Origin of the sequence: Anaeromyxobacter sp. K, assembly GCF_000020805.1 — a bacterium.
Lineage (GTDB): Bacteria > Myxococcota > Myxococcia > Myxococcales > Anaeromyxobacteraceae > Anaeromyxobacter > Anaeromyxobacter dehalogenans.
Genome location: NC_011145.1, coordinates 2701497 through 2721811 on the forward strand (window position 1 = coordinate 2701497; position 20315 = coordinate 2721811).

Annotated in this window: 13 protein-coding genes and 1 pseudogene; 6 read left to right on the forward strand and 8 right to left on the reverse strand. The window is 75.3% G+C overall.

Annotation, left to right across the window (positions count from 1 at the left end; all coding sequences use genetic code 11):
- Entirely contained in the window at positions 1-1809 is a 1809-nt protein-coding gene (locus ANAEK_RS12155; protein ID WP_012526432.1) for a glycoside hydrolase family 15 protein, read from the forward strand.
- A gap of 15 nt (positions 1810-1824) precedes the next feature.
- Here ANAEK_RS12155 and ANAEK_RS12160 read toward each other — a convergent pair whose 3' ends face one another.
- From ANAEK_RS12160 to gnd, 4 genes are all read right to left on the reverse strand, one after another.
- Positions 1825-4098 (reverse strand): trehalose-6-phosphate synthase, encoded by a 2274-nt coding sequence (locus ANAEK_RS12160; RefSeq protein WP_012526433.1) that lies wholly within the window; start codon positions 4096-4098, stop codon positions 1825-1827.
- 119 nt (positions 4099-4217) lie between these two features.
- Positions 4218-4949 (reverse strand): 6-phosphogluconolactonase, encoded by a 732-nt coding sequence (gene pgl, locus ANAEK_RS12165; RefSeq protein ID WP_012526434.1) that lies wholly within the window; start codon positions 4947-4949, stop codon positions 4218-4220.
- Positions 4950-4954: 5 nt separating this feature from the next.
- Positions 4955-6466 (reverse strand): glucose-6-phosphate dehydrogenase, encoded by a 1512-nt coding sequence (gene zwf / locus ANAEK_RS12170; protein WP_012526435.1) that lies wholly within the window; start codon positions 6464-6466, stop codon positions 4955-4957.
- Positions 6463-7449, reverse strand: a complete 987-nt coding sequence (gene gnd / locus ANAEK_RS12175; RefSeq protein WP_012526436.1) for a phosphogluconate dehydrogenase (NAD(+)-dependent, decarboxylating) — start codon at positions 7447-7449, stop codon at positions 6463-6465. Before gnd ends, zwf begins: the two co-directional genes overlap by 4 nt.
- Before the next feature lie 187 nt (positions 7450-7636).
- Between gnd and ANAEK_RS12180 the strand changes: the two genes are divergently transcribed.
- From ANAEK_RS12180 to ANAEK_RS12190, 3 genes are all read left to right on the forward strand, one after another.
- Complete coding sequence (locus ANAEK_RS12180) at positions 7637-12286, forward strand: GNAT family N-acetyltransferase (RefSeq protein WP_012526437.1); 4650 nt, start codon at positions 7637-7639, stop codon at positions 12284-12286.
- Between the two features lie 4 nt (positions 12287-12290).
- Positions 12291-13421 carry a homocitrate synthase gene (lysS, locus tag ANAEK_RS12185; RefSeq protein ID WP_012526438.1) on the forward strand — a complete coding sequence of 377 codons (1131 nt, stop codon included), beginning with the start codon at positions 12291-12293 and terminating at the stop codon, positions 13419-13421.
- 148 nt (positions 13422-13569) lie between these two features.
- Complete coding sequence (locus ANAEK_RS12190; RefSeq protein ID WP_012526439.1) at positions 13570-14418, forward strand: DMT family transporter; 849 nt, start codon at positions 13570-13572, stop codon at positions 14416-14418.
- Here the strand turns inward: ANAEK_RS12190 and ANAEK_RS12195 are convergent.
- The 3 genes from ANAEK_RS12195 to ANAEK_RS12205 all read right to left on the reverse strand — a co-directional run bounded on the left by ANAEK_RS12195 (position 14404) and on the right by ANAEK_RS12205 (position 17182).
- A complete protein-coding gene (locus tag ANAEK_RS12195; protein ID WP_012526440.1) occupies positions 14404-15606 on the reverse strand; it encodes a patatin-like phospholipase family protein in 1203 nt (400 codons plus the stop codon). The genes ANAEK_RS12190 and ANAEK_RS12195 overlap by 15 nt on opposite strands.
- Positions 15607-15652: 46 nt before the next feature.
- Positions 15653-16042: an ACT domain-containing protein gene (locus tag ANAEK_RS12200; RefSeq protein WP_012526441.1), complete on the reverse strand. Its 390-nt coding sequence runs from the start codon at positions 16040-16042 to the stop codon at positions 15653-15655.
- A gap of 117 nt (positions 16043-16159) precedes the next feature.
- Positions 16160-17182, reverse strand: coding sequence for a D-cysteine desulfhydrase family protein (locus ANAEK_RS12205; protein ID WP_012526442.1), 1023 nt, complete (start codon positions 17180-17182; stop codon positions 16160-16162).
- A gap of 285 nt (positions 17183-17467) precedes the next feature.
- Between ANAEK_RS12205 and ANAEK_RS12210 the strand changes: the two genes are divergently transcribed.
- Positions 17468-18988 (forward strand): WD40 repeat domain-containing protein, encoded by a 1521-nt coding sequence (locus ANAEK_RS12210; protein WP_012526443.1) that lies wholly within the window; start codon positions 17468-17470, stop codon positions 18986-18988.
- Between the two features lie 23 nt (positions 18989-19011).
- Here ANAEK_RS12210 and ANAEK_RS12215 read toward each other — a convergent pair.
- A pseudogene (locus tag ANAEK_RS12215) lies at positions 19012-19572 on the reverse strand (DsbA family protein); the annotation flags it as partial.
- Between the two features lie 131 nt (positions 19573-19703).
- Here ANAEK_RS12215 and ANAEK_RS12220 point away from each other — a divergent pair.
- Positions 19704-20309 (forward strand): tRNA-uridine aminocarboxypropyltransferase, encoded by a 606-nt coding sequence (locus ANAEK_RS12220; RefSeq protein ID WP_012526445.1) that lies wholly within the window; start codon positions 19704-19706, stop codon positions 20307-20309.
- Positions 20310-20315 lie beyond the last annotated feature (6 nt).

Here is a 20315-nt window from a genome sequence, read left to right on the forward strand (position 1 = left end):
GTGGCGCAGCGGCTGGAAGAGTACGCGATGGTCGGCGACGCGCAGAGCGCCGCGCTCGTCGCGCGCGACGGCTCGATCGACTGGCTGTGCTGGCCGCGCTTCGACTCCGACGCCTGCTTCGCGGCGCTGCTCGGCACCCCGGAGCACGGGCGCTTCTCGCTCCGCCCGGTCGGCGAGGTCCGGTCCGTCCGCCGCGCCTACCGACCCGGGACGCTGGTGCTCGACACCGAGCTGTCCACCGCGGACGGCGCGGTACGGATCGTGGACTTCATGCCGCCGCGCGGCGCCGCGCCCGACCTGGTGCGCCTGGTCCAGGGGCTGCGCGGGCGGGTGGAGCTCGACCTCGAGCTCTCGCCGCGCTTCGGCTACGGCGCGCGCCGGCCCTGGCTCCGGGGCCGCGGGCGCCACCTGTCGGCGAGCGCCGGCCCCGACACGCTGCACCTGCTCGGCGAGGTCCCGCTCCGCGCCGACCAGGGCACCATCCGCGCCCGCTTCGCGGTCGCCGCCGGCGAGTCGGCGCCGTTCGTGCTCACCTGGCACCCGTCCCACGAGCCGGCGCCCACGCCGCCGGATCCCGGCGCGGCGCTGGAGGAGACGGAGACGTGGTGGCGGCGCTGGTCCGGGCGCTGCACCGCGGGCGGCCGCTGGCACGGGCTGCTGGTGCACTCGCTGGTGGTGCTGAAGGCGCTCACCTACTCGCGCACCGGCGGGATCGTGGCCGCGCCCACCACCTCGCTGCCCGAGGCCCCCGGGGGCGTGCGCAACTGGGACTACCGGTTCTGCTGGCTCCGCGACGCCACCTTCACGCTCCTCGCGCTCATGGGCGCCGGGTACGTGGACGAGGCGCGCGCCTGGCGCGACTGGCTGCTCCGCGCCGTCGCCGGGCAGCCGGAGGATCTGCAGATCATGTACGGCATCGCCGGCGAGCGGCGGCTCACCGAGCTCGAGCTGCCGTGGCTCCCCGGCTACGAGGGCGCCCGGCCGGTGCGGATCGGCAACGCCGCCTCCTCGCAGCTCCAGCTCGACGTGTTCGGCGAGGTGCTGGACTGCCTGCACCAGGCGCACCTGTCCGGCCTGCCGTTCAGCGCCGACGGCTGGACCGTGCAGCGCGCGCTGCTCGACTGGCTCGAGTCGCACTGGAACGATCCGGACGAGGGCATCTGGGAGATCCGCGGGCCCCGCCGCGACTTCACGCACTCGAAGGTGATGGCCTGGGTGGCGGTGGACCGCGCGCTGCGCTCGGCGCGCGCCGGCCGGCTCGAGGGTCCGCTCGAGCGCTGGCGGGCGCTGCGGGCGCGCATCCACGCCGAGGTGTGCGCCCGCGGCTTCGACGCGGAGCGCGGGGCGTTCACGCAGGCGTTCGGATCGAAGGCGCTCGACGCGAGCCTGCTCCTCGTGCCGCAGGTGGGGTTCCTGCCGGCGACCGATCCACGCGTGCGCGGCACCGTCGAGGCGATCGAGCGCGAGCTGACCGAGGGCGGCCTGGTGCACCGCTACGACAGCCGCACCGGCGTGGACGGCCTGCCGCCCGGCGAGGGGGTGTTCCTGGCCTGCACGCTCTGGCTCTCCGACGCGCTCCGCATGATGGGCCGGCACGCCGACGCGGCCCGGTACTTCGAGCGCGTGGTGGGGCTCGCGAACGACGTCGGGCTGCTCGCGGAGCAGTGGGACCCGGTCCAGCGCCGGCTGGTGGGCAACTTCCCGCAGGCGTTCTCGCACGTCGCGCTGGTCAACGCCGCGCTGGGCCTGAGCAGCCCGGCGCCGCACCGCTCCGGGCGCTGCCCGGAGGGCGGGGACGACTGCGACTGACGCGGCGGCCCCGCGTCAGCGCCGGCCGCCGGCCTCGCCGGGCACGGTCCGGAACGGCACGGTGATGCGCCCGGAGACGCGGTCGCGCTTGCGCAGCCGCCCCGCGTCCACCAGCATGCGCCCCGCCCAGCGGTACACGTTGAACTCGGACACGAACGTCCGCAGCGCCCGCATCCGCTCCCGCTGCTCCTCGCGCGGCATGGCCAGCGCCGCGGCCAGCGCCGAGCTGGCCTCCTCGAGGTCGTACGGGTTCACCAGCAGCGCCTCGCCCAGCTCGCGCGAGGCGCCGGTGAACCGCGACAGCACCAGCACGCCCGCCTCGTCGTCGCGGGCCGCCACGAACTCCTTCGCCACCAGGTTCATGCCGTCGTGCAGCGACGACACGTAGCAGAGGTCCGCGGCGCGGTAGTAGCGGAACACGGTGGGCGGCTCGTGGTGCTCGCGGAGCAGCACGATGGGCCGGTAGTCGCCCTCGCCGAACCGCTCGTTCACCCGCCGCGCGACCTCCTCCACGTTGCGGTTCAGCTCCTGGTAGCGCGGGATGCGCGTGCGGCTGGGGGCGGCGAGCTGCGCGAACGTGAACCGGCCGCGGAACTGCGGGAAGCGCTCCAGCAGCCGCTCCACCGCCAGCAGCCGCTCCTCGATCCCCTTGGTGTAGTCGAGCCGGTCGATGCCGACGCCCAGCAGCGCGTCGGGCGCGAGGCCGAGGTCCGCGAAGACGCGCTCGCGGCAGAGGGGCGCCGCCGGCGCGTCCGCCGCCCAGCGGGTGGGCCAGTCGATGGAGATCGGGTACGCGCGGATCAGCGTCTCCTGGCCGCCCAGCACCACGCTCTGGCGCTCGCGGTCGAGCCGCGCCTCGAGGTAGCGATCCACCGAGTCGAGGAAGTTGTTGCAGTGCGCCTGGACGTGGAACCCGAGGATGCTCGAGCCGAGCATGCCCTCCAGGATCTCCGGGCCCCACGGGCAGATGCCGAAGCGCTCGGAGTTCGGCCAGGGGATGTGCCAGAACGTGATGATGGTCGCGCGCGGCAGCCGCTCGCGGATCATCCGGGGCAGCAGCGCGAAGTGGTAGTCCTGCACCAGCACCACCGGGTCCGGGCCGTTCGCCTCCTCGCACACCGCGTCGGCGAACTTGCGGTTCGCGTCGCGGTACGCGGCGAAGTCCCCGCCGCGGAACGTGGGCCGGGTGTGCGCCACGTGGCACAGCGGCCACAACCCCTCGTTCGAGAAGCCGTAGTAGTAGCCCTCCTCCTCCGCCGCGGTGAGCCACACGCGCCGCAGCGTGTAGGCGGGGTCGTCGGGCGGCACGCGCACGCGGGCGTGCCGGTCCACCACCTCGCGATCGGCCGGGCCGCTGCCGTGGGCGATCCAGGTGCCGCCGGTGGCGTGGACCACGGGCTCGAGCGCGGTGACGAGGCCGCTGGCCGGGTGCTGCACCCGGAGCACGCCGTCGCGCCGCTCGTGGATGTAGGGCTCGCGGTTCGCGACCACGATCACCTCGCTGCCGGGGAGGTGGCGGGCGAGCGCGTCGCGCAGGCGGGCCGGCGACCAGAGCCCCGCCCTGCCCTCCGACTGCTCCGCCGCGAGCTCGGAGACCAGGGCGCGCACGTCGGAGAGGAGCGGCTGGAACTCGCGCCGGGTGCGTGGCGGCGCCGAGGGGCCGGGCATCAGCCAGGTGGCGCGGAGCACGCGCTGCAGCTCCGCGCTCCAGCCGCGCCACGAGACGCGCGCCGCGAGCGTCGTCGCCACCGCCGCGGCGAGCGCCACGATCGCGAACGCGACCGCCAGGAAGCCGCGCGTCTGCTCCTCGCGCGTCGCGACCCAGCTCATGTCGTGCACCAGCGCCACGAACCCGAGCGGCCCCTCCCCGTCCGCCAGCGGCACCGCGGTGAGGTGCACCCGCGTCTCGCCGTACGGCGCCTCGAACGCCCAGGTGACGGGCGAGGCCGCCCCGGCGGCCGCGTGCGCGCGGATCCGACCGCAGTCGAACGGGTCCGGGTACTCGGACGTGCTCGCGACCAGCGCCCCGTCCGGATCGCAGGCCGCCGCCCCGAGCACGCGCTCGTCGCGGGCCACCTCGCCCAGGATGCGGCGCACCCGCGCGCGCTCGCCCTTGCGGAGCGCGCGCTCGAGCCCGTCGCGGGCGCCGGAGACCGCCAGCTCGGCCCGCATGCGGGTGTCGCGATCGAACCAGCGCCGGGCCGTGTGCTCGACGAGGACGGACGCCCCCCAGGCGATGGCGCCCAGGAGGAGCATCAGCGGGACGAGAACCTTCAGGACCGCACGCATCGGAGCATCCTATGTCCGGTCGGTTGGCCCTCCAACCGCCTGCGGGGGACCCTGCGCCAGGAGGACGCACGGCCATGGGGTCCCTCCGATGCCCGCCCGGAGGCCGGCCGGGCGGGCGCCTACCCCGCCGCCGCGCGGTCGGCCAGCACGAGGAGCGCGCCGTCGAGCGGACGCACCCGCGCCGCCGGGATCGAGGGCGCGCCGGGGGCGAGGAGCTGCCCGAGCGCCGCGCGCTTCGCGGCGCCGGACACGAGGAACGCGATCGCCCGCGCCCGCTCCAGCACCGGCAGCGTGAGGGTGATGCGGTGGGCGCCGACCGCGGGCACGAAGGGCGCCGCCACCCAGCGCGCACGCTCGTCGAGCGCGGGGCTTCCCGGGAACAGCGACGCGGTGTGGCCGTCGGCGCCGAGGCCGAGCAGCACCAGGTCGAGGCGCGGCGGGCTCCCGTCGGGCTCGGCCGCCCGCCGCAGCGCCGCCTCGTAGCCGGCGGCCGCCTCCGCGGGCGGTCGCTCGCCCTCGATCCGATGCACGGCGGCGGCGTGGACGTGCTCCAGCAGCGCCTCGCGCGCGGTCCGGTAGTTCGAGTCGGGGTGGTCGGGCGGGACGCAGCGCTCGTCGCCGAACCAGATCTCGGTGCGGGCCCACGGCACCCGCTCGCGCCAGGGCGCGGCGGGATCGGCGAGGAGCGCGTAGAGCGCCCGCGGGGTGCTTCCCCCGGCGAGCGCGACCGCGAAGCGCCCGCGCGCCGCGACGGCCTCCTCGGCCCGCCGCGCCACGTCCTCGGCGGCCGCGCGCGCCAGGTCCGCCGCGTCCGCGGCGCGTACCAGCGCCGGGCCCTGAGGACGCGCCACCGCGGTCACTCCCGGTCCGCCCACCGCCGCCCGTCGCGCGCGAGCAGCTCGGACGCCGCTGCGGGCCCCCAGCTCCCCGCGGCGTAGTTGGGGAAGTCGCGCGCGGGCAGCGTGGACCAGACGTCGAGCACCGGGGTGGCGATGCGCCAGCTCGCCTCCACCATGTCGGCGCGGTGGAACAGGGTCGCGTCGCCGATCATCGCGTCGTGGAGCAGCCGCTCGTAGCCGGTGGCGGGCGGCAGGCCGCCGAAGTCGGCGTAGCTGAAGTCGAGGCGCACCGGCTGGAGCTGGATCGAGGGGCCGGGGCGCTTCGCCTTCATCGAGATGCAGATGGCCTCCTCCGGCTGGATGAGGATGTCGAGCCGGTTCGGCTCGATGCCCTCCACCCCGGCCTCCTGGAACAGGAGCAGCGGCGGCCGCCGGAACTGGATGGAGATCTGCGTGTCGCGGCGCGCGAGCCGCTTGCCGGCGCGCACGTAGAACGGCACCCCGGCCCAGCGCCAGTTCTCGACCTGGAGCTTCAGCGCGGCGTAGGTCTCGGTCTGCGAGGTCGGCGACACGCTCGGCTCGGCTCGGTACCCCGGAACCTTGCGCCCGCCCAGGTAGCCCTCGCCGTACTGGCCGCGCACCGTGCTCCGCAGCACGTCCTCCGGCGACATGGGCCGGATGGACTCGAGCACCTTGGTCTTCTCGTTGCGCACCGCCTCGGCGGCGAGCGTCGAGGGCGGCTCCATCGCCACCAGCGTGAGGAGCTGCAGGATGTGGTTCTGGACGATGTCGCGGAGCGCGCCGGCCTGCTCGTAGTAGTCGCCCCGCCCCTCCACGCCGAGCTCCTCGGCGACCGTGACCTGCACGTGGTCCACGTAGCGGCGGTTCCAGATCGGCTCGAAGATCCCGTTCGCGAACCGGAACACCATCAGGTTCTGGACGGTCTCCTTCCCGAGGTAGTGGTCGATCCGGTAGATCTGCTCCTCGCGCACGATCGAGGCGAGCTCGCGGTTCAGCGCCACCGCCGACTCCAGGTCGCGGCCGAACGGCTTCTCGATCACGACGCGCCGCCAGCCGGCGCTCTCCCCGAGCAGCCCCGCCGCGCCCAGCCCGCGCACGATGTGGCAGAACTCGCCCGGCGGCGTGGCCAGGTAGAACAGCGCGTTGCCCGCGGTCCCGTGCTTCTGCGCCGCGTGCGCGAGCGCGGCCCCGATCCGCTCGTAGGTGGCCGGGTCCTCGAAGTCTCCCTGCACGTGGTGGACGCGCTCGGCGTACTCCGACCAGACCGCGTCGTCCACCGGGCGCGTCGCGAACGTGCGGAGCGCCTCGGTGACCGCGTCGCGGTAGGCGCCGTCGTCGAGCGCGCGCCGCGAGACGCCCACGATCGCGAACTCCCGCGGCAAGAGGCCGTTCAGGCGCAGGTTGTAGAGCGAGGGGAGGAGCTTGCGCCGGGCGAGGTCGCCCATCGCGCCGAAGATCACGAACGCGCAGGGGTCGCCGGGGCGGTCGCTGGCGGGGAGCGCGGTCATCGCGAGCCCCCCTTGACGGCCTCGTGGTGCCCGCCGAACCCGCGGCGCATCGCGCTCAGCAGCTTCTCGCCGAACGTGTGCGCCCGGCGCGAGCGGAAGCGCGCGAACAGGGCCGCGGAGAGCGCCGGCGCGGCCACGCCCTCCTCCACCGCGGCCTGGATCGTCCAGCGCCCCTCGCCCGAGTCGGCCACCGCGCCCTCGAACGCCTCCAGCCCGGGGTCGCGCGCCAGCGCCGCGGCGGACAGGTCCAGCAGCCAGGAGGTCACCACGCTCCCGCGCCGCCACAGCTCGGCGACCTCGGCGAGGTCGATCCGGTAGCGGATCGCCTCGGGCATGCCCTCGCCTGCGGCGCCGCGCAGCAGGTCGAAGCCCTCCGCGTACGCCTGCATCAGCCCGTACTCCACGCCGTTGTGGATCATCTTCACGAAGTGGCCGGCGCCGGCCGGGCCGCAGTACAGGTAGCCCTCCTCGGCGGTCCCGCCCGCGGCCCGCCCCGGCGTCGGCGGCGCCGCGGCGCTGCCGGGCGCCAGCGTCCGGAGCACCGGCTCGAGCCGATCGAACGCGTCGCGATCGCCGCCCACCATCAGGCAGTAGCCCCGCTCCAGCCCGGCCACCCCGCCGCTCGTCCCGGCGTCGAGGAACCGCACGCCGCGGGCCCGCAGCAGCTCGGCCCGGCGCACGTCGTCCTTGAACCAGGAGTTTCCGCCGTCCACCACCACGTCGCCCGGCCCGAGCCGCTCCGCCAGCGACGCGATCGCCTGCTCGGTGGGCGCGCCGGCCGGCACCATCAGCCAGACCGCCCGCGGCGGGGCGAGCGCCGCCACCAGCGCGTCCAGCGAGGCCGCCCCGGCGCCGCCGTCGGCGGCCAGGTCCTCGACCGCGCGCGCATCCGGATCGAAGCCGACCACCCGGTGGCCTCCGCGGAGCAACCTGCGGGCCATCCGGCCGCCCATCCGCCCCAGCCCCACCATCCCGATGTCCATCGCGCCTCCCGTCGTTGACGTGGGGCAAGGTTAAGCGGACGGAACGCCGCCCGCCCGGACGGATTCCGGCACCCGTGGGGTCGCGCGGAGGGGCGCGACGCGCGTGCGCGGCGCCGCCGCCGTCACCCACCGTGTGGCCTCCGGCGCGCGTCGACATGGCCGCACATCCGTGGTTTGTTGGGAGGGCATGTTCCAGGTCAAGCAGGAGTCCCCGTTCCCAGGGCTCGCCGACCGCTGGTCGGCCGCGGAAGGGCCCGGCGCCGAGACGCTGGAGCTGACGCGCGAGGCGCTCGCGGCCGTCCGGCCCGGCGACCGGGCGGAGGTCGCGCCGCTCGTCGAGATCCTGCTGCGGCGGCTCGACGGCCCCCACCGTCCCCAGGCCCGCCGCGCGCTGCTCGCCCTGCTCGACGGCGCCCGGCGCCGCCTGTTCACCAGCCAGCTCCGCCCCGACGACGTCGATCCCTGGCTGGAGCTGCTGTTCCCGGTCATCGCGCGCGCCGACTGCACGCTGGGCGAGGTGCTCCGCTCCCGCGAGGAGACCGACCCGAAGACGGTCGCGATCCGGGTCCTCGGGCAGGACGCCTGCGAGGTGACCGTCGCCGACCTCGCCCGGCGGACCCGGGCCATCGCGCGCGGCATCCTCGCGCTGGTGGACGATCACCCCGACGCGCGGGTGGCGATCCTGTCCGAGAACTGCCTCGAGGCGGCGCTGTGCGACCTCGCCTGCCTCACGAACGGCATCGTGGACTACCCGCTCCCCGCGAACGCGGTGGCCGAGCAGGTGGTGTTCATGCTGAAGCACTCCGGGGCGCGGGTGCTGCTCGCCTCCGACGAGGAGCAGGTCGCGAAGGTGCTCCCGTCGCTGCCGGCGCTGCCCGAACTGCGCGAGATCGTGGTGTTCTCGCGCGCGGCCGCGGAGCGCAACGGGCTGCTCTCGCTCGAGCAGATGATCGGCCAGGGGGCGGACTTCGACGACGACGCGCGGGCGGCGCGCGCCGGCCGCGTCCGGTCCGGCGACGTCGCCACCGTGATGTACACCTCGGGCACCACCGGGAAGCCCAAGGGCATCGTCTTCACGCACCAGAACCTGGTGACCAAGCGGCTGGCGCGCGGGTACGCGCTGCGCGAGGTGGGCGAGGGCGACGTCTTCCTCTGCTACCTGCCGCTGTACCACACGTTCGGCCGCTGGCTCGAGCTGACCGGCACGCTGTGGTGGGGCGCGACCTACGTGTTCGCCCGCTCCACCGCGCAGGGGCCGCTGCTCGAGGACTTCAAGCGGGTGAAGCCCACCGTCTTCATCTCGGTCCCGAAGAAGTGGATGGAGCTGCACGAGGCGGCGGTGTGGGAGGCCGCCTCCGACGATCCCGACGACGTGGCCGCGCACCTGCGCGTCATCACCGGCGGCCGGCTCCGCACCGGCCTGTCGGCGGCCGGCTACCTCGACCCGGTGGTCTTCCGCGCCTTCCACCGCGCGGGGACGGAGCTCTGCTCCGGCTACGGGATGACCGAGGCCACCGGCGGCGTGACCATGACGCCGGTGGGCGAGTACGTGGACGGCTCCATCGGCAAGCCGCTCCCCGGCATCGAGTGCCGCCGCGCCGACGACGGCGAGCTGCTCATCCGCGGCCCGTACGTCTCGCCCGGCTACTACCACCCCGGCCCGAACGACCACGGCGCGGACGCCGACGGCTGGTTCGGCACCGGCGACCTCGTCTCCATCGACCCGGCCGGCCACTTCCACATCACCGGCCGCAAGAAGGAGATCTACAAGAACCGCCAGGGCCAGACCATCGCGCCGCAGCGCGTGGAGAACCTGTTCCGCGACTTCGAGGCCATCTCGCAGGCGTTCCTGGTCGGCGATCACCGCGAGTACAACACGCTGCTGGTCTGGCCGAACCAGCAGTCGGCCGCGGTCCAGGGCCGCTCGCCCGACGAGCAGCGCGAGCTGCTCGGCTCCCTGGTCGCGAGCGCGAACCGGTTCCTGGCCCCGTTCGAGCGCGTGGTGGCGTTCCAGGTCCTGCCGCGCGCCCTCGACGACGCGCACGGCGAGCTGACCCACAAGCTCACGTTCAAGCGCGAGGCGGTGGAGAAGAACTGGAAGGACCTCGTCGAGCGGATGTACGAGCAGAAGCACCTCGCGCTCGCGCTCGACGGCTTCTTCCTCCGCATCCCGAACTGGGTGCTGCGCGAGATGGGCGTGCTCCAGCACGAGGTGGCGCTCGACGCGGGCCAGCTCCGCGCCGGCGAGCGCAGCCTGCGCATCGGCCCGGATCCGGCCGCACCCGGCGCGCTCCGCATCGGCGACCTCGCCTACGCGGCGGAGGGCACCGTGATCGATCTGGGCGCGCTGCTGGCCCGCCCCTCGCTCTGGCTCGGGAACCAGGCGCTGCGCGCGTTCCTGGGCGAGGAGGCGTTCCTCTCGCTCGTGTCCCGCCGCCGCAAGGGGAGCGTCGACCTCCGCCTGGACGCGCGCCTCTGGCCGGCGCCGCCGGCGGAGCGGCTGCGCGAGATGCTGGACGTGGTGGACGGCGGCGAGGTGACGTTCCACTCCATCCACGTGGCCGGCGAGCTGCTGCGCGCCGAGCGCCCCGAGGCGCGCCGCGCCATCAGCCACCTCCACATCGGCCTCGCCGCCGCCCAGAGCGAGCACGCTTCGCTGTGCCGCGCGCTGCTGCGCCGGGCCGCCGAGGCGCCGGACGAGGACGTGCGGCGCCGCGCGTTCCGGGTGCTCCTGCCCAACGAGGACGCCGGCGAGACGCTCGCCACGGTGCGCCTGTTCCTCGACCGGATGGGCGCGATGGCGCTGCGGGACGAGGACCTGGCCGACCTGGGCGAGCGCGGGCTCTCCGACGCGCAGGTCCAGGTGCTGCTCGCCCACCTCGCCTCCGACCGCGCCAACGGCGCGCCGGCGGATCCGTCGGACCGGCGGCTGCTGGTGGGCGCGATGCGCCTGCTCACCGCCTGCGCCATCGCGCACCCGGTCTACTTCGGCCGCGTGCGCGTGCCGCTCGCCCGGCTCACGCTGCACGACGACCCCGAGGTGTCCGCCCGCGCCGGCGAGGAGCTGGACCGGCTGCGCCGCGGCTTCTCCAACTTCGTCGGGCCCAACCTCCGGCTGGCCATCGACCCGCAGACCGGCGTCGAGTACGGCTGGCACCACGTGCTGGTGTTCGACGACACCGTGCCGGCGCAGGTGCGCCCCTCGCTGCTCTCCGCGTTCGAGGACGCCACCATCGTGCGCGCCTCGGTGTTCGAGCTGGGGCGCGGCGTGCTGCTCTCGCTCGCCGACATCCCGCCCGGCGGCCTGGCGGTCTCGCTGCTGGGCCGCCAGCACGGCAAGAGCGTCTACCGCGTCTCCATCCACACCCGCGCGCGCGAGGTGTTCGACTTCGCCATGAACGTGGCGGAGGACATGACGTTTGCCGAGCTGCGCCAGGAGGTGAGCTGGCTGCTCGCCGCCGGCGCGCCGCCGCCGCTGGTGGAGAAGTTCGGCGGCTACTTCGCCGAGTGGGGCATCTTCACCGAGGAGTTCATCCCCGGCTCGGACGTGGAGCGGCAGGTGGCGCGGCTGGTGCGCCAGGGCGAGACGCGGCGGCTCCAGCTCCTCTGGCCGTTCCTGGTGTGGACCGCGGTGGAGGGGCACGTCCGGTTCTGGGACCGCACCGGACGGCGGCTGGCGCTGCGCGAGCCCTCGCCGGCCGCGTTCATCGTGCCCTCGCACGACTACCACTCCGGCGCGCGGCTCGTGTCCATCTCCGACCGCTCGCCGTGCGCCGGCTTCGACGAGCTGCTCGATCGCTTCGAGGAGGCGTTCATCGAGCGCATCGAGCGGTCCCGGCCCGAGCTGAAGGGCGGCGCCGAGGACGCCATCGTGCTCTCCGCGGTGGTGGAGGCGCTCGGGCTCGAGCGCGGCATCAGCCTGCTCGAGGAGGTGTCGCAGACCTCGCGGCGCGCCGTCGCCATCGAGACGTTCCTGGAGCGGCTGCGCGAGGGCGGCTTCACGCCGCAGCGCGTCCACTTCGCGGCCCGGCGCTACCGGCGCTGGCTGGAGGTGAACCCGCACGCGACGTTCGAGGCGCAGGGGAAGATGCTCGGCGAGCTGTGGGGCACCTACCGGCTCTCCGAGGTCGAGACGGTCTGGCCCGACACGCGGGTGCGCTTCTTCCGGCAGACGGTGTTCGCGGACGTGCGCCCGGAGCTGGGCGCGGCGCTCGACCGGATCATGAACCGGGCCCGCGTCCTCCCCGCCGGCGGGCTGGACCTCGAGGAGCAGGTGGCGGCGGTGCGCAGCGCGGCGCGCCCGACCTCCGAGGAGGACTACTTCCTGGCGCGCATGACCTACCGGTACCTGGCGCCCACCGACGAGGTGGCGCTCATCTCCATGCCGTCGGGTGGCCACTACGTCACCGAGGTGGTGGTGGCGCTCACCGACGAGGCCGGGGAGCGCTACACCGTGCGCGGCCCGGTGTCGCCGCGCGAGGTGGCGCGGCTGCTCCACATGTTCCACGAGTCGAACCTGCAGGTGACCTTCACCACCGAGCACGAGTTCCTGCTCTGCCTCGACCCGAAGGACACCGTCATCGGAGGGCTCTTCTACCGGCAGGTGGCGCCGGATCGCGTGCACATGGAGAAGCTGGTGGTGGGGCGGCGCCACCGCGGGCGCGGCGTGGCCGACGGGCTGATGCGCGAGTTCGCGCGGCGGCTCAAGGCACGCGGCGTGCGGCGGATGGAGACCGGCTACTTCCAGCCCGAGTACCTGCGCCGCTTCGGCTTCCGGACCGATCCCACCTCGGGCGGCCTGGTCCGCGAGATCGAGCCCGACGACTTCCCGCTCTAGCGCCATGACCAAGTCCACCTGGAAGCTCATCGACTCGACGCTCCGCGAGGGCGAGCAGTTCGCCCACGGGACGTTCCGCACCGAGGACAAGCTCGAGATCGCGCGCGCGCTCGACACGTTCGGGGTCGAGTACGTCGAGGTGACCAGCCCGGCCGCCTCGCCGCAGTCGCAGCGGGACGCGGTGCAGATCGTGAAGCTCGGGCTCGGCGCGCGGGTCATCACCCACTCGCGCTGCGTGCTCGACGACGTGCGCGCCGCCATCGACACCGGCGTCCGCGGCATCGGCCTGCTGTTCGCGACCAGCCGCATCCTCCGCGAGTCCTCGCACGGCAAGTCCATCCAGCAGATCATCGACGCCATGGGGCCGCCCATCGAGCTGGCGCTCAAGGCCGGCCTCGAGACGCGCTTCTCCGCCGAGGACGCGTTCCGCAGCGAGGTGACGGACCTGGTGGCGGTCTACCAGGCCGCCGAGCGGCTCGGCGTCCACCGCGTCGGCATCGCCGACACGGTCGGCATCGCCACGCCGCGCCAGGTGTTCGCGCTGGTGCGCGAGATCCGGCGCGCGGTCCGCTGCGACATCGGGTTCCACGGCCACAACGACACCGGGTGCTGCATCGCGAACGCCTACGAGGCCCTGGCCGCCGGCGCCACCCACGTGGACGTGGCGGTGCTCGGGATCGGCGAGCGCGTCGGCATCACCCCGCTCGGCGGCATCATCGCGCGCATGTTCTCGATCGAGCCGCAGTCGGTGGCGGAGCGCTACCGGCTGGGCCAGCTCCGCGAGCTGGAGCGGCTGGTGGCGCGGGTCACCGGCATCGAGGTCCCGTTCAACAACTACGTGACCGGCGAGACCGCCTACTCGCACAAGGCCGGGATGCACCTGAAGGCCATGATGGCGAACCCCGGCTCCTACGAGATCATCCCGCCGGAGGCGTTCGGCCTCACCCGGCGGCTGATCCTGGGCAGCCGCCTCACCGGCCGGCACGCCATCGCCTACCGGGCGCGCGAGATGGGCATCACCTTCGGCGAGACCGAGCTGAAGGCGCTCACCAAGCGCATCAAGGAGCTGGCCGACGCCGGCGAGCTCTCCGAGGAGCAGATCGACCGGGTGCTCCGGGATTGGGTGACCGCTTGACGGGGCTGCGCCCCGCCCCACGGAGCTGAGCTCCGCGGGGCCCCACCCTGCTGCGCGCCCGCCTCCGCGGGCTCGCGCGAGGTCCCCGCGGGCGCGGCGTCGCCGCGCACGGGGCTGCGCCCCGCCCTCTGCTAGACTGCGCCGCCTCATGCTGCGCAGCCGCCTCCTGCTCCTCGCCGCCGCCGGGCTCTGGTCCACGGCCGGCGCCGCCATGAAGCTCTGCGACCTCTCCGGCTGGCAGATCGCCGGCGGACGGTCGCTGGTGGCCGGCGTGTTCCTGCTGGTCGCGGTCCCGCAGGCGCGCCGCCGGCCCTCCCGCGGCGTGCTGCTCGTCTCGGTGGCGTACGCGGCGACGGTCGTGCTGTTCGCGCTCGCGAACAAGCTCACCACCTCCGCGAACGCGATCTTCATCCAGGACACCGCGCCGCTGTGGGTGCTGCTGCTCTCGCCGGCGCTGCTCGGCGAGCGGCCCGCCCGCGGCGAGCTACTCGCCGTGCCGGTCTTCGGCGCCGGCCTGGCGCTGTTCTTCCTCGACGAGCTGACGCCGGGCCAGGTCACCGGCAACCTGGTGGCGCTCGCGTCGGGCGTCGCGTTCGCGCTGTGCATCCTGGGCCTGCGGCGGCTGCACGCGGCCGGGGCGCCCGCGCTGGTCTGGGGCAACCTGCTCGCCGCCGCGGTGGCGCTGCCGCTCTGGCCCGCCGGCCCCGCGCCGCGGCCCCTCGACCTGGCGCTGGTCGCGTACCTGGGCGTCTTCCAGCTCGGGCTCGCCTACCTGTGCTTCGCCCGCGGGCTGGAGAAGGTCCCGGCGCTGGAGGCGTCGCTGCTGGTGCTGCTCGAGCCGGTGCTCAACCCGATCTGGACGTTCCTGCTCGCCGGCGAGCGGCCCGGCCCGTGGGCGCTGGCGGGCGGCGCGGTGGTGCTGGCGGCCACCGCCTGGCGCACGCTGGCGCCGGCGCTGCTCGCGCCGCGGCTGCGGACCGGCTCACCGCGCGCGTAGGCCGCCCGCGGCGCGGCCGTTCCGATCGCGCCGGTCGCCGCGCTCGTCCGGCGCCAGGAACGCCTCGACCTCGGCCCGGCGCGCCATCGTGTCCGCGTAGCCGAGGTCCATCACGCGGTGCACGTACACCGGCTCGAACGCGAGGTAGCTGAGCAGGTCCTCGCCGGCGTGCCCCGTCGCGCCGATGCCCTTCAGCAGGTAGCGGAGCATGCGCGGGAAGCGGCCGTACTCGTCGGCGGCGAGCTTCCCGAGGTCGAGCGACGGCCGCAGCACGAGCGCCGGCACCTCGCGCAGCTCCAGCTCGCCGCGCCCGAGCCGCTCGTGCGGGATGAGCGCCAGCGTCCGGTTGATCCGCTCGAGGCGCTCCACGTCGGAGTCGAGCGAGTCGAGGAAGACCGCGTTCAGGAGCACGCCCGCGATCTCGGACAGCGGGAGCGTGCCGTCCCCGCTGCTCACCTCGTCCCGCGCCGTCTCCGCCGCGCTGCGCAGGTGGCGCACGCTGATGGCCACGATCCGCTCCGCCCCGAGGTGGATGGCCGGGCTGAGCGGGCAGATCATGCGGACGCAGCCGTCCCCGTAGAACGTCCGCTCGATCCGGACCGGCGGGAAGAAGATGGGGATGGCGGCGGACGCCATCACGTGGTCCAGCCCGAGCCGCGCCCGCACCCCCACGCGCGTGGACCGGATCCAGGGCTCGATGTCCGGCGCGCCCTCGAAGAACGTCACGCCCGCGCCGGTGTGGTAGTTCGTGGCCGACAGCGCCACCGCCCGCAGCCGGCCGGTGCGCAGGTGGCGCCGCAGCCGGCCCATGGGCAGCGCGCCGGCGAGCAGCGCCCGGAGCGGCGCCGGGTCGAGCAGGTAGTTGATCCCGGTCTTGCCGACGAGCCCGCCCGCGGAGAGATCGCGGATCCAGCGACCGCCCACGCCGGCGAGCGCCAGCGCGCCGGTGCGGAAGACGCGATCCGGCGTGAGCGAGGCCCAGGTGGCCTGGAGCCGCTCGGCCGCGGCCAGGAAGTCGCCGGCGCCGCACCCCAGCACCGCGCCGTTGATGGCGCCGGCGCTGATCCCGGCCAGCACGCCGAACGGCATCGGCCCCGGCCCGGCGATCTCCGCCAGCGCCCGGAGGGCGCCGACCTGGTATGCCGCCCGGGCGCCGCCGCCCGTCAGGACGAGACCGGTATGGCCCACGATCGAAAGCTAGCGCCGATGCCGCACCGCGGCACCGGCAACCGCCTCACCGGAGCGCCCGCAGCGCGGCCGCCACGTCGGCCACGGCCAGGTAGAGGTTCACCTGCTTCGCGCTGCCCGCCGTCCCGACGTAGGCGTACTGGACGTTGATGCCCCGCGCGCCGAGCCGGTCCGCGACCTCGCCCAGGGCGCCCGGCCGGTCCGGCAGCGTCACCTCGACGACGTCGTCCTCGGTGATCTCCCAGCCGTGCGCCGTGAGCGCGCGCCGCGCCGCGGCCGGCTTGTCCACCACCATCCGGAGGAAGCCGCGCCCGTCGAGCACGCTCGCCATGAGGGCGCGGATACTCACGCCCTTCTGCCCCAGCGCGTCGGCCACCTCGCCCATCACCCCGGGACGATCCGCCACCCACGCGGAGATCTGCTTGACCCTCGGCATCGCGCGCCCCCTTCCGCACCGCGGAACCACGGCGAGTGACCGGCCTCGAGGCTGCATACCGCCGGGGGGCCGCCCGCGCCATCCCCGCGCCGCGGGACCGGGACCAGGGGCGCGCGCTCAGCCGGCCAGCGCGTTCGCGAACGGGAACAGGCCGAACGCACCGCCGGTGTGGAAGAACACGACGCGCGGCGCGGGCAGCCCCCCCGGCTCGCGCGCTCGCGTCGCCAGGCCGAGCATCGCCTTTCCGGTGTAGACCGGATCGAGGAGCACCCCGTCCTCGCGCGCGGCGCGGCGGATGATCTCCAGCCCGTCGGAGGTGGCCTGGGCGTAGCCCGGGCCGATGAACCCGTCGTCGATCCGGAGCTCGTCCGCCGGCACCTCGGGCAGCGCCGGCCACCGGCGGCGCGCGTCCGCGCACAGCGTGGCGATGGTCGCCCGGAAGTACGCCGCGTCGTTGCACACCGCGAAGCCCACCGGCCGCGCGTCCTTCCACCCCAGCGCGCGCACCCCGAGCTCGAGCCCCGCGCCGGTGCCGCCAGACCCCGCGGCGTAGGCGAGCGTCAGCGGCCCGGTCCGCCATGCCTCCGGGAGCTGCCGGCGCAGCTCGGCCACGGCCAGCAGGTACCCGAGGCTCCCGAGCGGCGACGATCCGCCCTCCGGGATCACGTAGGCCCGCCGCCCGGCGGCGCGCAGCTCCGCCGCCACCGCGTCCATGCGCTCCGCGCGGCGCCGGTACTCCTCGTGCGAGACCCAGCGGATCTCCGCGCCGGCCAGCCGATCGAGCAGCACGTTCGCCTCGGGCGCGGGCGGCCGCGCCGGGTCCGGCACGCGCAGCAGGAGCACCGCGCGCAGCCCGCGCTTCGCCGCCGCGAACGCGGTGGCGCGGCAGTGGTTCGACTGCACGCCGCCGCAGGTCACGAGCGTGTCCGCTCCGGCGGCCTCGGCCTCGGCGAGCAGGTACTCCAGCTTGCGCGCCTTGTTGCCGGACAGCTCGAGGCCGGTGAGGTCGTCGCGCTTGTAGAGCAGGTCGAGGCCGAGCGCGGCGCCGAGCCGGGGCGACGGCTCGATGGGCGTGGGCAGCCGGGCGAGCGGGACGCGCGGCGGCAGGTTCAAGGCGGCGGGTTCACGGGTGGCCGGCATGACAGGGCTCCTCGTCCGGTCAGCGTAGCCCAGCAGGGCCGACGGCTGGAACCGGACCGGCGGGGGCCTGGCGAGCGACCGCCCGCCCCCGCGGGCGATCGCCCGGCAGCCGGCGCTGCGCCCCGCGTTCACCTCTCGTGGAACGCGCGTTCCACCGATCGCCCACCGCCACCCACCTGCCGCCGCTGTTCCCCGCGCGGCGGCGCGTCCCGGTCGCTGGCCCGGCGCTCGCACAGCGGGCCGCCGGTCCCGCGCGGCTCGCGGGGCGGACTTCACGGAGGGGAGATGCTCGGACGAGGCGGGGCCTGGGTGGCGCTGGCGGCGGCGGTCGCGATCGCGGGCTGCGGCTCGGGGGGAAAGGATCCCGCGCCGGTCACGCCGCCCGGCGGCGGCGCCGGCGGAGGCGGAGGGGGCGGCGATGGGGGCGGGGGCGGAGGAGGCGGCGGCGGGGGCGGCGGGACCACGCCGCCGCGCTTCCAGTTCGGGACGCAGGGGCCCTGGGCGGTGGAGAACGCCGCCTACGGCGCGAGCGCCGGCATCCAGGAGTCGCCGGTGGTCGGGTTCAGCACCGACGAGACGCAGAACCGGTGGCTGGCCACCCCGTCGGCGCTCTACCTGCTCCGGCCCGGCGAGACCACGTTCCGCCGCTACGACGAGGGCGACGGGCTGCACATGGGCGCGAACCGGATGCGGTACTGCCGCGACCGCCCGGTCCGCCCCGAGACGCCCTGCGCCGACGCCGACGTGAGCTGGGGCGTGGCGGCGCCCGAGGGCATCCGCTCCATCGTGGGCGGCGGGCCGGACGAGGTGTTCATCGGGTACCACGGCATCCACCCGGGCGGCTCGGACTGCGGCGCCAACGGGGACGGCGAGGACTGGTGCGATCCCGACCGCCACAGCGGGAAGATCGACCGCGTCCGGCTGAACGCGGACGGGACGCTGTCGGTCGAGCGCTTCGACCTGGTCGCCGGGAACCACGGCGCGAAGTACTGGCACGACCGGTCCATCTACCGGATGGTCTACGACCACTTCGCCCACCCGCACACGCTCTACGCCGGCACCGAGCACGGCGTGGACCTGCTCTTCCCCGACCAGTTCCGCTGGCCGGATCCGCCCATGGAGTGGCTCGACTCCTTCAACGACGACTACATGGGCGACCACCTGCACGCCAGCGTCTGCAAGGACGCGCCCTGCGACGGCACCGGCGCGAACCAGCGCCTCGGCGACTGGGCGGGCCTCGCCATCGACGCGAACGGCGACCTGTGGCACGCCGGCAAGTGGGCCGCCGGCCTGATCACCTGGGACGCGGATCCGTTCCACTGGGTCGCCCGCAACGGCGCCGCGTTCAAGGTCGCGTTCGGCGACCCGTACTATCCCGACGGCACCGGAAACATGCCGGTGTTCCCGGTCGCGAACGAGGGGCACGACGTCCTCATGACCGGCGTCGCGGTGTGCCCGGACGGCACGGTCTGGTTCTCGAGCGCCGGCCCGGCGGACGGGGTGATGGAGACGGTCGCCTCGTGGGACGGGCACCGCTTCACGCACTACCTGTCGAGCGCGCTCGGCCTGGGCGAGCGGCCGGTGCGCGACATCGCCTGCCTCCCCGACGGGCGGGTGGTGCTGGCCGGGTACACCACCGGTGTCTCGATCTGGGATCCGGCCACCCGGACGTCGAAGTCGATCCGCGCCGGGAGCGGCCTGCCGAGCGACCGCGTGACCGCGATCGAGGTGGACCGGATGCCGTCGCCCCCCACGCTGCACGTCTCCACCGCCGGCGGCGCTGCGGCCATCCGCGTGCTGCCCTAGCCTGGCCGCCCCGGCCCGGCCCGCTACGTGCGCGGGCGGGCCCCGGCGCGCCGGGCGGCGTCGGCGAGCACGTCGTACGGGCGGCAGCCGACCACCCGCAGCGCGTCGCCGAAGTCGAAGGTCGGGATGCCGGTGACGCCGGCCCGCGTCGCCTCGGCGCGGGCCGCGTCCACCGCGGCGAGGCGCGCCGGATCCGAGCCCGCCGCCACCGCGGCGACCGGGTCCAGGCCGGCCTCGCGCGCCAGCCAGCGCAGGTCCTCGTCGGTCTCGATGCCCCAGCCGCGCCGCCAGTGCGCGTCGAACGCCACCGCCCGGTACGGCTCGAGCCGGCCCTGCTCGCGCGCGAGCTGCGCCACCGCCAGCGCGCGGCGCGTGTTGGGGATGCGATCCGGCGGGCGCAGGTCGTCGATGCCGAAGCCCGCGGCGAAGGAGCGCAGGTAGCCGGACATGGCCTCCGCGTTCGGGAAGCGCTCCGCCACCGCGATCCCGCCGGGCGGCGTGTCGGGGTGGAGCTCGTATCCCACCCACTCCAGCTCCAGCTCGTACTCGTCCAGCAGCCTGACCAGGCTGCTCCGCTCCGCGACGAAGCAGAACGGTCAGACGAAGTCGGTGAAGAGTCTCAGGCGTGCAGGCATGCGGGAGAGTTAACGCGAGCGCGGCCCCGGTTCCACCCCACCGCGCGCGCCGCGGCCGCCCGTGGTAGATCGGCGTCGCCGTGCCCCCCGCCCCCGACCGCTGCCCGCGCTGCGCCTTCCCGACCGCGCTCTGCCTATGCGCCGAGGTGCCGCGGCTCCGCGCCCCGGTCCGCTTCCTGATCGTGCGCCACGCCAGCGAGCGGGAGCGGATGACCAACACGGCGCGCTGGGCCGCCCTGGCGCTCCCCGGGACGGAGATCCTGGAGCACGGCCTGCCGGGCGAGCCCCTCGCGCTGCCCGACCTCGCCGCCGCCGGCGCGGTGGCGCTGTTCCCCTCCCCCGTCCCGACCCCGCCGCCGCCCGCGCCGCCGCGCCTGGTGGTGGTGCCGGACGGCACCTGGAGCCAGGCCCGCCGCATGATGCAGCGGATCCCCGCGCTCCAGCGGCTCCCGCGGCTCACGCTGGGCGGTCCGCCCGAGGGCCTGCGCCTGCGCCGCCCCCCGCGCGCCGACGGCATGTCCACGCTGGAGGCGATGGCCGGCGCGCTCTCGGCGCTCGGCGCGCCGGACGCGGCGGAGCGGCTCCTCGGGCTGCACGCCGTGGCGGTGGAGCGGGTCCTCAGGCTGCGCGGCACCTGGGAGGCCGGCTGCGCCGAGGCCGCGCACGGCCACCTCCCCCGCGCATAGGATCCC

Bases quoted from the DNA above. Each gene is read 5' to 3' on its own strand.
- ANAEK_RS12200 (WP_012526441.1), bottom strand. From the start codon at position 16,042: ATGCCGAGGGTCAAGCAGATCTCCGCGTGGGTGGCGGATCGTCCCGGG.
- ANAEK_RS12210 (WP_012526443.1), top strand. From the start codon at position 17,468: ATGCTCGGACGAGGCGGGGCCTGGGTGGCGCTGGCGGCGGCGGTCGCG.
- ANAEK_RS12190 (WP_012526439.1), top strand. From the start codon at position 13,570: ATGCTGCGCAGCCGCCTCCTGCTCCTCGCCGCCGCCGGGCTCTGGTCC.
- ANAEK_RS12205 (WP_012526442.1), bottom strand. From the start codon at position 17,182: ATGCCGGCCACCCGTGAACCCGCCGCCTTGAACCTGCCGCCGCGCGTC.
- ANAEK_RS12160 (WP_012526433.1), bottom strand. From the start codon at position 4,098: ATGCGTGCGGTCCTGAAGGTTCTCGTCCCGCTGATGCTCCTCCTGGGC.
- lysS (WP_012526438.1), top strand. From the start codon at position 12,291: ATGACCAAGTCCACCTGGAAGCTCATCGACTCGACGCTCCGCGAGGGC.
- ANAEK_RS12180 (WP_012526437.1), top strand. From the start codon at position 7,637: ATGTTCCAGGTCAAGCAGGAGTCCCCGTTCCCAGGGCTCGCCGACCGC.
- gnd (WP_012526436.1), bottom strand. From the start codon at position 7,449: ATGGACATCGGGATGGTGGGGCTGGGGCGGATGGGCGGCCGGATGGCC.
- zwf (WP_012526435.1), bottom strand. From the start codon at position 6,466: ATGACCGCGCTCCCCGCCAGCGACCGCCCCGGCGACCCCTGCGCGTTC.